Raw genomic sequence first — 14,799 nt, forward strand, 5'->3', positions numbered from 1 at the left:
CACACAAAGTGCCCGATGCGTAGCAATGCGCCTTTGGCCATGGCCCGACGCTGCGTTAACATAGTCGGCTTTTTCACGCGGGAGACAAGCATGGCGCAGTATGAACCGGGGCAACGCTGGATCAGTGACAGCGAAGCGGAGCTGGGGCTGGGAACCGTTCTGATGCAGGACGGCCGCATGCTTACCGTGCTCTACCCGGCCACTGGCGAAACCCGCCAGTACGCCCTGCGCAATGCGCCGTTGACCCGCGTACGCTTTTCGCCGGGCGATGAAATCACCCACTTCGAAGGCTGGAAACTGACCGTACAGGAAGTCGACGACATCGACGGCCTGCTGGTCTATCACGGCCTCAACGCGCAGCATGAAAGCGTTACCCTGCCGGAAACCCAGTTGTCGAACTTTATCCAGTTCCGCCTAGCCAGTGATCGTCTGTTTGCCGGGCAAATCGACCCGCTGCCCTGGTTCGCCCTGCGCTACCACACCCTCGATTACACCAGCCGCCAATTGCAATCCAGCCTCTGGGGCCTGGGCGGCGTGCGCGCGCAACCGATTGCGCACCAGCTGCACATCGCCCGCGAAGTCGCCGACCGCATCGCCCCGCGCGTATTGCTGGCCGACGAAGTGGGCCTGGGCAAGACCATCGAAGCCGGCCTGGTGATTCACCGTCAGCTGCTCTCCGGGCGCGCCAGCCGGGTGCTGATCCTGGTACCGGAAAACCTCCAGCACCAGTGGCTGGTGGAAATGCGCCGACGCTTCAACCTGGATGTTGCGCTGTTCGATGAAGAGCGCTTTATCGAAAGCGATGCCAGCAACCCGTTTGAAGACTGCCAGCTGGCCTTGGTCGCGCTGGAATGGCTGTGCGAGGACGAAAAGGCCCAGGATGCGCTGTTTGCCGCCGGCTGGGACCTGATGGTGGTCGACGAAGCGCACCACCTGGTTTGGCATCCGGAACATGCTAGCCCCGAGTACGCCCTGGTCGAACAGCTGGCTCAGGTCATCCCGGGCGTGCTGCTGCTCACCGCGACCCCGGAACAGCTCGGTCAGGACAGCCACTTTGCCCGCCTGCGCCTGCTCGACCCGAACCGCTTCCATGATCTGGCCGCCTTCCGCGCCGAAAGTGAGCACTACAAGCCGATTGCCGAAGCCGTGCAGGAACTGCTCGACCAGGGCCGCTTGTCGGATGCCGCACACAAAACCATTCATGATTTCCTCGGCGCCGGCGGTGAAGAGCTGCTGGCTGCGGTCAACGCCGGTGACAGCGAAGCCTCCGCGCGCCTGGTGCGCGAGTTGCTGGATCGCCATGGCACCGGTCGCCTGTTGTTCCGTAACACCCGCGCCGCCGTGCAGGGTTTTCCGGACCGTGAAGTGCACCCCTACCCGTTGGCCAGCCCCGATGAATATATGGAGCTGCCGATTGGCGAGCACGCTGACCTGTACCCGGAAGTCAGCTACCAGGCGCAGCCGGATGTCGATGAAGAGCAGCGTTGGTGGAAATTCGACCCGCGCGTCGAGTGGTTGATCGACACTCTTAAGATGCTCAAAAAATTCAAGGTGCTGGTGATCTGTGCCCATGCCGAGACCGCCATGGACCTGGAAGACGCCCTGCGAGTGCGCAAAGGCATCCCGGCTACGGTGTTCCATGAAGGCATGAGCATCCTGGAACGCGACCGCGCAGCGGCCTATTTTGCCGACGAAGAGTTCGGTGCCCAGGTGCTGATCTGCTCGGAAATCGGCTCGGAAGGTCGTAACTTCCAGTTTGCCCACCACCTGGTGCTGTTCGACCTGCCGGCTCACCCTGATTTGCTTGAGCAGCGCATCGGCCGCCTCGACCGGATCGGTCAGAAGCACCGTATCCAGCTGCATGTGCCGTACCTGGAAAACAGCCCGCAAGAACGCCTATTCCAGTGGTATCACCAGGCACTGAACGCCTTCCTCGCCACCTGCCCGACCGGTAACGCCCTGCAGCACCAGTTCGGCAGCCGCCTGCTGCCGCTGCTGGAAAGCGGCGACGACGGTGAATGGCAAGCGCTGGTTGATGACGCCAAAGCTGAGCGCATTCGCCTGGAAGGTGAGTTGCACGCTGGACGCGACCGCCTGCTGGAACTCAACTCCGGCGGTGCTGGCGAAGGCGAGTCATTGGTTGAGGCGATCCTCGAGCAGGATGACCAGTTCGCGCTGCCGATCTATATGGAGCAGTTGTTCGACGCCTTTGGTATCGACAGCGAAGACCATTCCGACAACGCGCTGATCCTGCGCCCCAGCGAGAAGATGTTGGATGCCAGCTTCCCCCTCGGCGACGACGAAGGCGTGACCATCACCTATGACCGCGACCTGGCCCTGGCCCGCGAAGACATGCAGTTCCTCACCTGGGAACACCCCATGGTGCAAGGCGGCATGGACCTGGTGCGCTCCGGCTCGATGGGCAATACCGGCGTGGCGCTGATCAAGAACAAGGCGCTGAAACCCGGCACCGTGTTGCTGGAACTGCTGTATGTTAGCGAAGTGGTAGCGCCGCGCACCCTGCAACTGGGCCGCTACCTGCCGCCGATCGCCCTGCGCTGCCTGCTCGATGCCAACGGTAACGACCTGGCGGCCAAGGTCTCGTTCGAGAAGCTCAACGAGCAGCTGGAAACCGTGCCACGCGCCAGTGCCAACAAGTTCGTCCAGGCCCAGCGCGACAGCCTCAACCCGCTGATCAACGCCGGCGAAGGCAAGGTCGCTGAACGCCACACAGCGCGCGTCGACGAAGCCAAGCGTCGCCTGGCCGCCGAAACCGATGAAGAGCTGGCGCGCCTGATCGCCCTGCAAGCGGTCAACCCCAGCGTGCGAGACAGCGAACTCAACGCCCTGCGCCAGCTGCGCGAGCAAGGCCTGGCCATGCTCGACAAGGCGGCGTTGCGTTTGGAAGCCATACGCGTCTTGGTTGCCGGTTAATTTCGCCGAGAAAACAAAAGGCCCGCAGATGCGGGCCTTTTTTTTTGGGGTCAGGCAGGCACCGCCTCAGTCATACCCTGCTGCATCTTGGCCGCATCGGCGACGAAACAGCGCGAGGCTTGCAACAGCGCCACCATGGTCAGCATCAAGGCCACGGGAATCAGGTACATGGCGTTATGCAGGCCTACCGCCTTGAAGGTTTCGTTCATTTCACTGGCCCCAGCGGCGAGCATCGCTGCATGGGAGTAGTGATCCGACAGCATGCCCACGGCCAATGGGCCAAGGCCGCCACCGAGCAGATACAGGCCGGCGAAGAACAGCGCCATGGCAGTGGCACGCAGGCGGGGCTCGATCACATCCTGAATCGCGGTGTAAACACAGGTGTAGAAGTTGTAGGCAAACAGCCAGCCAATGCTGAACAGCGCCACGAACACAGCGATTTCAATTTGCCCGGCCAGCAGGGCGTAGCCCGTGGCGACAGAGGCAATCAACATGCTCAGTGCGGCAAACAGCAGCCGCCCGGTCTGCCAGCGCTGGTGAATTTTGTCTGCCAGCCAGCCGCCCAGAGTCAGGCCGACCAAGCCGGTTAACCCAACGATGACCCCGGTGGCCATTGCGGCCTGCTCCAGCGGCATCAGGAAGTAGCGTTGCAGCATCGGCACCATGAACGAGTTGCAGGCATAGGTGGCGAAGTTGAAGGCCAGGCCGGCCATCACCAGCCACCAGAAGGTACGAATCGCCATGACCTTGCGCAGGGGTTTTTCCACCGGCGTGGTGCGCGACTGCACCAGCTCGGCCGCACCGCGTTTGGGTTCTTTGATAAAGAACATAAACAGCGCGAGGATCAGTCCCGGCACGGCGGCAATAAAGAAGGGGGCGCGCCAGCTGTCGAACGCCTTGACCATCGCACCAATGGTGAAAAACGCCAGCAGCAGGCCAATGGGCAGGCCGAGCATAAAGATGCCCATGGCCCGCGCACGTTTGTGCGCTGGGAACAGATCGCCGATCAGCGAGTTGGCCGCCGGTGCATAACTGGCCTCACCAATGCCGACGCCCATGCGAATCAGCAGGAAGCTCCAGAAGTTCCAGGCCAGACCGTTGACCGCCGTCAGGCCACTCCAGACCGCCAGGCCCCACCCCATGATCTTGCGCCGCGCACCGGTATCGGCCATGCGCCCAAGCGGGATGCCGGCAATCGCATAGACGATGGTAAAGGCGGTACCGATCAAGCCCAGCTGCAAGTCACTGAGATTCCACTCCATGCGGATGGGCTCGATGATGATCGCCGGAATGGTGCGGTCGAAGAAGTTGAACAGGTTGGCGAGAAAAAGCAGGAACAGAATGCGCCAGGCATTCGTCGCTTGAAGGGACTGCTGCAGCATGGAATCCATCTCTATTGTTGTTATTGAAGCAAGTCGGTGACGCTTGGCCAACCGCTGTATCCAGCACGTGAAGGCGCAATCTAGAGCCTTGCGACTATGCTGTCTGTGACTATTTGTGGTGTGTATGCCGGGTAATGGGCGCCCGAGCAAGCACCCAGGTCACAAAGTGCATCGGAAAAACTCCGAATATGCCTAAGTAAAACCATGTGAAACCGCGAGATTTTCCATTTTTCATGCTACAAACAAGCCTGTTGAGCGAAATGTGGCCATTTGCCGCTCCACCCTCGTTAGCCGCCGGACTGTCTCCAAATGAAAACAAAAAAAGACGCTGTGACCCCACCTGCGACCGAAGCCACACTGGCGGGCTTGGCTGATACGCTGCTGGCCCCGCTTGAACCGTTGCCGCCCCCCGCACCGCTGGTACCGGTGCGCATCGACAGCAGCGGTGAGCAATACATGTATTTCACCGAGCGCGACATTGATCGCATCCTCGACAACCTCGACGGCCTGCGCAGCCTGGTCTTTCCTCCAGCGCCACATGACGAAGAGAACGACCGACGGGTACAGCATTTCCCATCGGTGTGTCTGATTGGCCTTGGCCGCTGCGGCTCGAACATCGCCCTAGATGTCGCCTCACTGGTCTACAACGCTCGGCAGTTCTACCTGAGCGAATTCAAAAGCGAAGAAAAAACCGTTGCCGAACAGGACTTCCGCCCGACCCGCTGGATTCGCAGCAACCTGCTGCGGGCACCGAGCAAGGACAGCAAGCCAGTATTTCTGATCGAGCCACTGGTCATGCTCGGCGATCTGGACAAGGACATCGAGGGGCGCATCCGCTTCTCGCGCAAGGGCGAAACCAGCGGTTTCCTCAGCGACTACAGCAAGATGAAGATCATGGACCTCTCCGAGGTGCATGCCGGCGGCGCCGGTAACGCGCCGATCCTCGGGCAATACCTGGCCAAGATCATCCTCAACAAGGATACCCAGCGCTTTACCAATGAAGACTGGAAATTCATTCACAGCTACCTGATCGACTCCTGCGGCATCAAGGCCAACCAGTCGCGCCTGTACTTCTACATTTTCAGCGCCGGCGGCGGCACCGGTTCGGGCATGGCCTCAGAGTTCGGCCTGGCCCAGCAATTCGCCTACATGAGCAAGACCTTCGACACCAAGAGCTTCGACGAAACCCCGGAAAACCGCGACCACAGCTTTGTCTTCGAGCCGATCTTCACCAGCGGCATCTGCATCCTGCCGAACATCTCCGACCAACGCAGCGAGATGTCCGAAGCCCTGCACATCAACGCCGGTCGCCTGCTGTGTAAGTACCTCGCCGAGGAATGGGATTTCTCCTACAACTTCGACAATGAAGAGAACAGCGAAGAAAGCGTGATGCGCCGCATCCGCCCATGGAACGCCATGATGCTGATTTCCAACGACATCATGCGCTACGCCGAGGAAAGCGATGACGGCAATATCCAGAATATCGACGTCAACGCCATGGAGCGTCACGCCAACCAGTACATCTCGCAGCAAATCTTCAACATCCTCACCGCCCAGGCGGTGACCACCGACTACGACCAGAACTACTTCCGCCGCGCGGGCATCGACATAGGCGAAACCATTCGCCTGGACGCCAACGACCTGTTTATGAGCTTGGCCGGCCCAGTGGCGGTGGCGTATGCCGAATCAGTGGTGCCTGAACAAAGCACCGCCGCACTGGACAAATTCCGCGTACTGGACAAAGAACCGTCACGCCTGAATATCGACGACCTGTTCTTCCGCTCCATCGACCTGCCGCACTTCAACAAGGTCACCCAGGCCATTGAGGGCATCAGCCTGCTGCCGATCGAGTCCAAGCGGTATCGCGAAGCGCTGGATGAGTACAAGAAGTCCGATTACAACGCCGCCAAACTCAGCGACCTGCACTTCTTCAAGAACTGCTCCTCCGTGGTGTCGATCGTTTCACTGCCGAAAGACTATAAGCTGTCCTACATGGACCTGAACCGGCTGAAGACCCACCTCAATAGCTTGTTCCCTAACACCACATTGAAGCGCTATGCATTGGTCATCGGCGCGTCGGCCAACCTGTCGCTGACCACCTTGATCGCCAAGAGCCCGTGCCTGTCGGACGACTTCCTGACGCTGATCGTGGCCTTTATCAAGCGCTGCTTCGCCCGCGACCCGCATCGTTTCGATGAAAGCCTGGACAACGCCATTCTCGATTTCATCATGAGCGAGGAGTTCGACGAAGTACGGGTCGACGCCATGCTCAACGAGTATGAAAATCCGGCGAAAATCCTCGACACCAACTGGTACGCGATCAAGCCGATGTATGAGAAGAAGTACCGCGAGTTGATCCATGACCAGGACAAGTTTGTCTCGATCAACGACATCCGCCTGTCCCGTGAAAGCGTGAAAAAGGCGATCAAGTACCTGCGTGAGATCTACCGTCACCGCATCGGCAAGACTCGGGTTATCTCGCTCAACAAGTACCAAGAAGACCCGCAAGAGTAAGGCCGACGCGCCTGTTTTTCGCTGCAGTCGCTGCGAAAAACAGGCGCCTCATTCAGACGAGCATTGCTCGCCATTCACTCAGCCAGTTCAGGCTGACCTGGGTGCCGGCCTCTCCCGGTCGGTATTCCGCTGCCAGCCAGCCCTGATACCCACCGTCACGCAAAGCCTTGAGCAACGGCGCGAACTGCAACTCGCCGCTGCCCGGCGCACCACGCCCCGGGTAATCGGCAAACTGCACATGGCCGATACGCCCTGCCAACAACGCGATACCAGTCTGTATATCCAGGCCCTGCCGCGCCATATGGTAGAGGTCGTACTGCGCCGCCAGGTTGGGATGACCCACAGCCTTGAGCAACTCATCCAGTTGCGCCGGGGTGTTGATCAGAAAGCCGGGCATATCCAGCGGGTTGATCGCTTCTACCACCACGCCAATGCCCAATAGCTGAAAAGCTTCGGCGGTCTTGCGCAGGTTGGCGATCAAACAGGCCAACGCCTGCTCAGGCTCAACGCCCTCAGCCAGGCGACCCGGCAACACATTGACCAGCGCTGGCCGCACCATCGCGGCGTAGCTCAAGGCCTGCTGCAACGCTGCAGCAAACTCGGCCTGTCGCGCAGGCACTGCAGCCTGACCTGGCCCGCCGCTCATCAGGTCGCCGGCTGGTAGGTTGATCAGGCGCAGCGGCATACCCGCAGCCTCCAGCGCCTCTTTCAGGCGAACGGCTGGCAGCTCGTAGGGAAACTGGATTTCCACGCCATCAAAGCCTGCTGCAGAGGCAGCCACCACTCGTTCGATAAGCGGCAGCTCAGTAAACAGCAGCGACAAGTTAGCCGCGATCTTCATGACTGTGGCTCTTGAGGCTGCTGCGCACGATACAGCTGCACCAGCGTCGCCGGGTCACGCTCCAGATTGCCCTGGCTGCCGTGTTGGCGCATCAGCTGCGCGGCCAGACCGCTGAGCGGTGTAGCCGAGCCGACCTGCTGCGACAGTTTGACCGCCGTGTCGAGATCCTTGAGCAAAGTGCGCACATGCCATTTAACCGGCTCGAACTGACTCTCGGCCATCTGCGGCGCGAGAATCTGCAGCGGTTTGGAATCGGCAAAACCGCCGGCCAGCGCCGGTGCAATCAAGCTGGCATCAACCCCAGCCTGCTCGGCCAGGGCCACTACTTCGGCGATCACCAACGCGTTACAGGCAACGATCATCTGGTTGCACACTTTGGTTACCTGGCCCGCACCGACATCGCCCATGCGCGTCAGGCGTTGCCCCAGGTGCGCGAGGATCGGCCGCACCCGTTCGATGTCCTCAACCCGCCCTCCGGCCATGATTGCCAGCGTGCCATTGGCCGCACCCGGCGTGCCGCCGGACACGGGCGCATCGACCCAGTGCATGCCGCAACGGGCGTGCAACTCAGCTGCCATCTCACGGGTGGCGGCCGGTTCCAGACTAGAGAAGTCCACCAACACCTGTCCGGGCTTGGCCATTTCCGCGATGCCGCCAGAGCCAAACACCACCTCGCGCACCACCTCGGTATTGGCCAGGCAAAGCATGACGATATCGGCCCGAGCACAGAGCAGCGCCGGGCTTGCCATCACCTGCGCGCCCAACGCTTGCAGTGGCGCGCACTTATCAGGGGAACGGTTCCACACGCTCAGCGGATAGCCAGCGGCCAGCAGCCGCTGGGTCATAGGCAGGCCCATCAGGCCAATACCAGCAAATGCCAAAGCAGGAAGGGAGGTGGACATAGGCAGACTCCGACTCATTGATGGTCGCCATCTTAACCTAGTGGCTGCGGAACCTGTCCCGCCAGTCAACGCCAGAGCAACAGGCCTACAGGCCGTCTTTTTCCAGATGATCGAGGTTGACCGGCTCGCCGCTCTGCGCGCCGAGTTTGGCGCGGATGTCTTCGAACATCAGGTCGTACTCGGCATGGCTGCGCATGATCAGGCTGCTGTTGGTCGGCAAGCCATGCTTGTGCGCCAGGCGCGTGGCCACGCTGGCGAAGTTGAAGGCGGTATCGCGGTGCAGTTCGAAGATTTCCTCAAACGCTTTACCCTCCACCTGACCGTGCATACGCATATGCAACATCGGGCCTTCAGTCGGGTCCTTGCGTACTTCGTAATGCAAGTCGACGCTAAACAGCGGCGCCTCGGCCGTAGCCACGGTATTGGCGCGATGCAAATGTCCGGGTTCAAACATGCTGGCAGTTCCTGCAATCAGTCCATGGTGCTGCCAGCATAGTTACTCTGGATAAAGCGTGATACGCGCGCCAGATCAGTGCAGCGGCGCGCGCTCAATGCGTTCCTGCGCCAGCACCCAGGGCGCCACTACCACCGCCCACAGCTCTGGATCGCGCGTTAGCAGGTCTTCGGCGCGGCTGTCGTCGGCCTTGCTCAAGATACCTGCAGCCAGCCAGGCGGCGACCTTTTCCTGATCGTTCTGCGCCACAGCCTGCGCCACTTCGATCAGATCCTGAGCGCCGTCGACCAGCAGCAAGGCGCCTCGGGCGAAGAAAGGTTGCAGCTCCTGCCAGGTAATAGCTGCAGTTTCACCAAGCAGCTTGGCATAGAGGGTGCTAGGTTGTTCTGTCATGGATTGCCCTGTCATTGGTGACCGCTTTTTTAATCGGCCGCCATGATAGCGTCGACCAGCCCGCTGGCAAATTCGCAACGCTGTTCGCGACGTTGCCAACGGCGATCAAGACACGCCGTTTTTCTATACGTTTATTGCGTTAAAGCGACACCTCAGGGTTTTGCCCCCAGCAAGCCGCTTTTCAAGCCGCAAAGCCGCGCTCTACACTGCACCGGTACAGTTGCCGGGGGGATGACCGGGGGAACAACCCGGTTCTGCAGCTTTGGCCGCCAGAACTACAACAATCAAAACCAATAAGAGTGGAGCACTATGAACAAGGCTACTAAGCAGATTTCCAAACTGTTTGCCGCCATGGCCATGGCTGGCGTTGCCAGCTACTCGGTAGCGGCTGACACCATCAAGATTGGCCTGGCAGGCCCAGTCACCGGCGCCGTCGCGCAATACGGTGAAATGCAGTTCATCGGCGCCAAAATGGCTATCGAGCAGATCAACAAGGCCGGCGGGGTGAACGGCGCAATGCTCGAAGGCGTGGTTTATGACGACGCCTGCGATCCAAAGCAAGCCGTTGCCGTTGCTAACAAAATCGTCAACGACGAAGTTAAATTCGTAGTTGGCCACCTGTGCTCCAGCTCCACCCAGCCAGCGTCCGACATCTACGAAGACGAAGGTATTCTGATGGTCACCGCGGCTTCTACCAGCCCGGATATCACTGCTCGCGGTTACGAGCTGGTGTTCCGCACCATCGGTCTGGACAGCCTGCAAGGCCCAACCGCTGGCAACTTCATCGCTGACCACGTCAAGCCTAAAGCGGTTGCCGTGATCCACGACAAGCAGCAGTACGGTGAAGGGATTGCTACCGCGGTCAAGCAGACCCTGGAAAGCAAAGGCACCAAAGTCGTTATGTTCGAAGGCATCAACGCCGGCGACAAAGACTTCTCCGCAATGATCGCCAAGCTCAAGCAAGCCGGTGTGGACTTCATCTACTACGGTGGCTACCACCCAGAGCTGGGCCTGCTGCTGCGTCAGTCGGCTGAAAAAGGTCTGAGCGCCAAGTTCATGGGCCCAGAAGGCGTAGGCAACAAGGAAATCTCGGCCATCGCTGGCCCAGCTTCCGAAGGCCTGCTGGTTACCCTGCCGAAGTCGTTCGACCAGGACCCACGCAACAAGGCGCTGGTTGATGCGTTCAAAGCCAAAAACGAAGACTCCAGCGGTCCGTTCGTGTTCCCGGCTTACGCCGCGGTACAAGTGATCGCCGAAGGCATCACCAAGGCTGGCGACACCGATACCGCTAAAGTGGCCGCAGCCCTGCGAGCCAACAGCTTCGACACCCCAACTGGCACCCTGGCCTTCGACGAGAAGGGCGATCTGAAAGACTTCAGCTTCGTCGTCTACGAATGGCACCAGGACGGCACCAAGTCCGAAGCCAAGTAAGCTCTTAGCCTGAACCCAAAACCCACTGCTTCGGCAGTGGGTTTTGTTTATTAGAAGAATTCCGGTTGCATGCTGCGCCAAAAGCGCTGCCTTGCGTGACAACCCAGGAGTTAGGCAATGCCTGATCTTTATCACTACCTGCAACAGCTGGTTAACGGTCTGACCGTTGGCAGCACCTATGCCTTGATCGCCATCGGCTACACCATGGTTTACGGCATTATCGGCATGATCAACTTCGCCCACGGCGAGGTTTACATGATTGGCTCGTACGTAGCCTTCATTGTGGTCGCCGGCCTGGCCATGTATGGCCTGGACAGTTTACCCATCGTGATGATTGCGGCCTTTGCCGCCAGCATCATTGTCGCCAGCGCCTATGGCTACAGCATCGAACGGGTCGCCTACCGCCCTCTGCGCGGCGGTAACCGTCTGATTCCTCTGATTTCCGCTATCGGCATGTCGATCTTCCTGCAGAACCAGGTGCTCCTGGCGCAGGACTCCAAGGACAAATCGATCCCCAACCTGCTGCCAGGCAACTTCGTCTTCGGCGAAAGCGCCATGAATGGCGTGGTGATTTCCTATATGCAGGTACTGATCTTCGTCGTCACCTTCTTTGTCATGGTCGGCCTGACGCTGTTTATCTCCCGTTCACGCCTGGGCCGCGCCTGCCGCGCCTGCGCCGAAGACATCAAGATGGCCAACCTGCTGGGCATCAACACCAACAACATCATTGCCCTGACCTTCGTCATCGGCGCTGCACTGGCTGCCATCGCCGCCGTGCTGCTGGGCATGCAATACGGCGTGATCAACCCACACCTGGGCTTCCTCGCCGGGATCAAGGCCTTCACCGCAGCGGTACTCGGCGGTATCGGCAGTATTCCTGGCGCGGTACTCGGCGGCCTGCTGCTGGGCGTGGCCGAAGCCTTTGGCGCCGATATCTTCGGTGACCAGTACAAAGACGTGGTGGCGTTCAGCCTGCTGGTACTGGTGTTGCTGTTCCGCCCAACCGGTATTCTCGGCCGTCCGGAGGTTGAAAAAGTATGAAGACCTCCATTACCCAAAACCTCAGAACCGCGATCTTCAGCGCCTTGCTGGTGCTGGCCGTGGCCTACCCGGTTATCGGTCTGAAGCTCTCCACTGTCGGCATCAAGCTCGAAGTGCAAGGCGCCAGCCCAGCCGTGCTGTGGACCATCTTCGGCTGCTCGATTGCCATGTTCTTCTGGCAACTGTTCCGCAACCACCTGAGCGCCGCCTGGAGCAATGCACCCAAGCTGCCCAGCATGCCGGGCAAAGCCAGCGAGTTCCTCACCCTGCCCTCGACCCAGCGCTGGATTGTTCTCGGCCTGATCGTCGTTGCGCTGGCCTGGCCGTTCTTCGGCTCGCGCGGTGCGGTGGATATCGCCACGCTGATCCTGATCTACGTGATGCTCGGCCTCGGCCTGAACATCGTGGTCGGTCTGGCCGGCCTGCTCGACCTCGGCTACGTGGCCTTCTACGCCGTGGGCGCTTACAGCTACGCGCTGCTGTCGTTCTACTTCGGCCTGAGCTTCTGGATCTGCCTGCCGATTGCCGGCCTGATGGCGGCGTTCTTCGGCTTTATCCTGGGTTTCCCGGTGCTGCGCCTGCGCGGCGACTACCTGGCCATCGTGACCCTGGGTTTTGGCGAGATCATCCGCATCCTGCTGAACAACATGACCTGGCTGACCGGTGGCCCTAACGGCATCGGTTCGATCCCCAAGCCAACGCTGTTCGGCCTGTCGTTCGACCGCAAGGCCGCTGAAGGCATGCAGACCTTCCACGAGTACTTCGGGGTGGCTTACAACTCGATCAACAAGGTGATCTTCCTCTACCTGATCGCCCTGCTGCTGGTGCTCTTGACCCTGTTCGTGATCAACCGCCTGCTGCGCATGCCAATCGGTCGCGCGTGGGAAGCGCTGCGTGAAGACGAAATTGCCTGCCGCGCCCTGGGCATGAACCCAACCGCAATCAAGCTCTCGGCCTTCACTATTGGTGCCTGCTTCGCAGGTTTCGCCGGTAGCTTCTTCGCCGCGCGCCAGGGCTTGGTTAGCCCACAGTCGTTCACCTTTATCGAATCGGCGATCATTCTCGCTATCGTCGTACTGGGCGGTATGGGCTCGCAGCTGGGCATCATTCTTGCGGCCATCGTGATGATTCTGCTGCCGGAGCTGGCACGTGAATTCAACGAATACCGCATGCTGATGTTCGGCGCGCTGATGGTATTGATGATGATTTGGCGTCCGCAGGGCCTGCTGCCCATGCAACGTCCGCACCTGGAGCTGAAGCAATGAGCCGCCCGATCCTGGAAGTAAGCGGCCTGTCCATGCGCTTCGGCGGCCTGCTGGCCGTCAACGGGGTGAACCTGCAGGTCAAGGAAAAACAGGTTGTGTCGATGATCGGCCCGAACGGCGCCGGCAAGACCACCGTATTCAACTGCCTGACCGGCTTCTATCAGCCTACCAGCGGCAGCATCCGCCTCAATGGCGAGCAGATCGAAGGCCTGCCCGGCCACAAGATCGCCCGCAAAGGCGTGGTGCGCACGTTCCAGAACGTGCGTCTGTTCAAGGACATGACGGCGGTGGAAAACCTGCTGGTCGCTCAGCACCGCCACCTCAACACCAACTACCTGGCGGGCCTGCTGAAGACCCCGGCGTTTCGCAAGAGCGAACGCGAAGCCATGGAGTTTGCCGCGCACTGGCTGGAGCAGGTCAACCTGACTGAGTTTGCCAACCGTACGGCCGGCACCCTGGCCTACGGTCAGCAACGTCGCCTGGAAATCGCCCGCTGCATGATGACCCGCCCGAGCATCCTGATGCTCGACGAGCCAGCCGCTGGCCTCAACCCGCGCGAGACCGACGACCTCAAGGCGCTGATCCGCGTGCTCAGCGACCAGCACAACGTCACCGTGCTGCTGATTGAGCACGACATGAAGCTGGTCATGAGCATTTCCGACCACATCTACGTGATCAACCAGGGCACGCCCCTGGCGGACGGCACGCCGGAACAGATCCGCGCCAACCCGGACGTGATCAAAGCCTACCTGGGGGAAGCGTGATGCTGTATTTCGAGAACGTTTCCACCTTCTACGGCAAGATCCAGGCGCTGCATGACGTCAACGTCGAAGTCCGTCAGGGTGAGATTGTCACCCTGATCGGCGCCAACGGTGCCGGCAAGTCGACCCTGCTGATGACCCTCTGTGGCTCGCCCCAGGCGAGCAGTGGCAGCATCCGCTACCAGGGTGAAGAGCTGATCGGCCAGGACACTCCGAGCATCATGCGCAAGAGCATTGCCGTGGTGCCGGAAGGCCGCCGGGTATTTTCCCGCCTGACCGTGGAAGAAAATCTGGTGATGGGCGGCTTCTTCGGCAGCAAGGCCGACAATCAGGAACAGCTGGACAAGGTCCTGCACCTGTTCCCGCGCCTGAAGGAACGCTTTGCCCAGCGCGCCGGCACCATGTCCGGCGGTGAGCAGCAGATGCTCGCCATCGGCCGCGCGCTGATGAGCAAGCCCAAACTGCTGCTGCTCGACGAGCCGTCGCTGGGCCTGGCACCGATCATCATCCAGCAGATCTTCGACATCATCGAACAGCTGCGCAAGGACGGTGTAACGGTGTTCCTGGTCGAGCAGAACGCCAACCAGGCGCTCAAGCTGGCCGACCGTGGTTATGTCCTGGAGAACGGCCGGATCGTCATGCAAGGCAGCGGTGAACAACTGCTGAACGATCCAAAGGTACGCGACGCCTATCTGGGCGGTTAAGCGCTACCTCGCTGAAAAACCGCTCTTCGGAGCGGTTTTTTATTGCCGAAGACAAAGCCAACCCTGCCTGCCTGTCTCTGCCTCAATACTGACAACAGCTTTTATCGCCGCCGTTCGCCCGATGTTCCGTGCACCGGGGGCCTGTCCGGTTACAATGACGGCCCTTTTTTTGCCGAT

At 60.2% G+C, this 14,799-nt stretch carries 12 protein-coding genes; 7 read left to right on the forward strand and 5 right to left on the reverse strand.

Going from position 1 to position 14,799, the window contains the following annotated elements:
• Positions 1-90: 90 nt before the first annotated feature.
• Positions 91-2,934 carry an RNA polymerase-associated protein RapA gene (rapA, locus tag BLO50_RS01970; protein WP_090248304.1) on the forward strand — a complete coding sequence of 948 codons (2,844 nt, stop codon included), beginning with the start codon at positions 91-93 and terminating at the stop codon, positions 2,932-2,934.
• A gap of 50 nt (positions 2,935-2,984) precedes the next feature.
• Here rapA and BLO50_RS01975 read toward each other — a convergent pair whose 3' ends face one another.
• Positions 2,985-4,313 (reverse strand): spinster family MFS transporter, encoded by a 1,329-nt coding sequence (locus BLO50_RS01975; RefSeq protein WP_090251115.1) that lies wholly within the window; start codon positions 4,311-4,313, stop codon positions 2,985-2,987.
• Positions 4,314-4,625: 312 nt separating this feature from the next.
• On the opposite strand from BLO50_RS01975, the gene BLO50_RS01980 reads away from it, so the two are divergent.
• On the forward strand, positions 4,626-6,830 hold the full coding sequence (locus tag BLO50_RS01980; protein WP_090248305.1) for a hypothetical protein: 2,205 nt from the start codon (positions 4,626-4,628) through the stop codon (positions 6,828-6,830).
• 52 nt (positions 6,831-6,882) lie between these two features.
• Here BLO50_RS01980 and BLO50_RS01985 read toward each other — a convergent pair whose 3' ends face one another.
• The 4 genes from BLO50_RS01985 to BLO50_RS02000 all read right to left on the reverse strand — a co-directional run bounded on the left by BLO50_RS01985 (position 6,883) and on the right by BLO50_RS02000 (position 9,420).
• Entirely contained in the window at positions 6,883-7,671 is a 789-nt protein-coding gene (locus tag BLO50_RS01985; RefSeq protein ID WP_090248307.1) for a hydroxypyruvate isomerase family protein, read from the reverse strand.
• Positions 7,668-8,573, reverse strand: a complete 906-nt coding sequence (locus BLO50_RS01990) for an NAD(P)-dependent oxidoreductase (RefSeq protein ID WP_090248308.1) — start codon at positions 8,571-8,573, stop codon at positions 7,668-7,670. The genes BLO50_RS01985 and BLO50_RS01990 overlap by 4 nt, the downstream gene beginning before the upstream one ends.
• Before the next feature lie 85 nt (positions 8,574-8,658).
• Complete coding sequence (locus BLO50_RS01995) at positions 8,659-9,027, reverse strand: DUF5064 family protein (protein WP_090248310.1); 369 nt, start codon at positions 9,025-9,027, stop codon at positions 8,659-8,661.
• A 75-nt stretch (positions 9,028-9,102) separates the two neighbouring features.
• Positions 9,103-9,420 (reverse strand): DUF2288 domain-containing protein, encoded by a 318-nt coding sequence (locus BLO50_RS02000; RefSeq protein WP_090248311.1) that lies wholly within the window; start codon positions 9,418-9,420, stop codon positions 9,103-9,105.
• Positions 9,421-9,729: 309 nt separating this feature from the next.
• Here BLO50_RS02000 and BLO50_RS02005 point away from each other — a divergent pair, with 309 nt between their 5' ends.
• The 5 genes from BLO50_RS02005 to BLO50_RS02025 all read left to right on the forward strand — a co-directional run bounded on the left by BLO50_RS02005 (position 9,730) and on the right by BLO50_RS02025 (position 14,622).
• On the forward strand, positions 9,730-10,851 hold the full coding sequence (locus tag BLO50_RS02005) for a branched-chain amino acid ABC transporter substrate-binding protein (RefSeq protein ID WP_090248313.1): 1,122 nt from the start codon (positions 9,730-9,732) through the stop codon (positions 10,849-10,851).
• Between the two features lie 117 nt (positions 10,852-10,968).
• Positions 10,969-11,892, forward strand: coding sequence for a high-affinity branched-chain amino acid ABC transporter permease LivH (gene livH / locus BLO50_RS02010; RefSeq protein ID WP_090248315.1), 924 nt, complete (start codon positions 10,969-10,971; stop codon positions 11,890-11,892).
• Positions 11,889-13,157 carry a high-affinity branched-chain amino acid ABC transporter permease LivM gene (locus BLO50_RS02015; RefSeq protein ID WP_178093306.1) on the forward strand — a complete coding sequence of 423 codons (1,269 nt, stop codon included), beginning with the start codon at positions 11,889-11,891 and terminating at the stop codon, positions 13,155-13,157. The genes livH and BLO50_RS02015 overlap by 4 nt, the downstream gene beginning before the upstream one ends.
• The gene (livG, locus tag BLO50_RS02020) at positions 13,154-13,921 is read left to right on the forward strand and encodes a high-affinity branched-chain amino acid ABC transporter ATP-binding protein LivG (RefSeq protein WP_090248317.1); all 768 of its coding nucleotides are present in this window, start codon (positions 13,154-13,156) and stop codon (positions 13,919-13,921) included. Before BLO50_RS02015 ends, livG begins: the two co-directional genes overlap by 4 nt.
• The gene (locus tag BLO50_RS02025; protein WP_090248318.1) at positions 13,921-14,622 is read left to right on the forward strand and encodes an ABC transporter ATP-binding protein; all 702 of its coding nucleotides are present in this window, start codon (positions 13,921-13,923) and stop codon (positions 14,620-14,622) included. The genes livG and BLO50_RS02025 overlap by 1 nt, the downstream gene beginning before the upstream one ends.
• Positions 14,623-14,799: the final 177 nt, after the last annotated feature.

This window comes from Pseudomonas peli (assembly GCF_900099645.1).
GTDB classification, from domain to species: Bacteria; Pseudomonadota; Gammaproteobacteria; order Pseudomonadales; family Pseudomonadaceae; genus Aquipseudomonas; species Aquipseudomonas peli.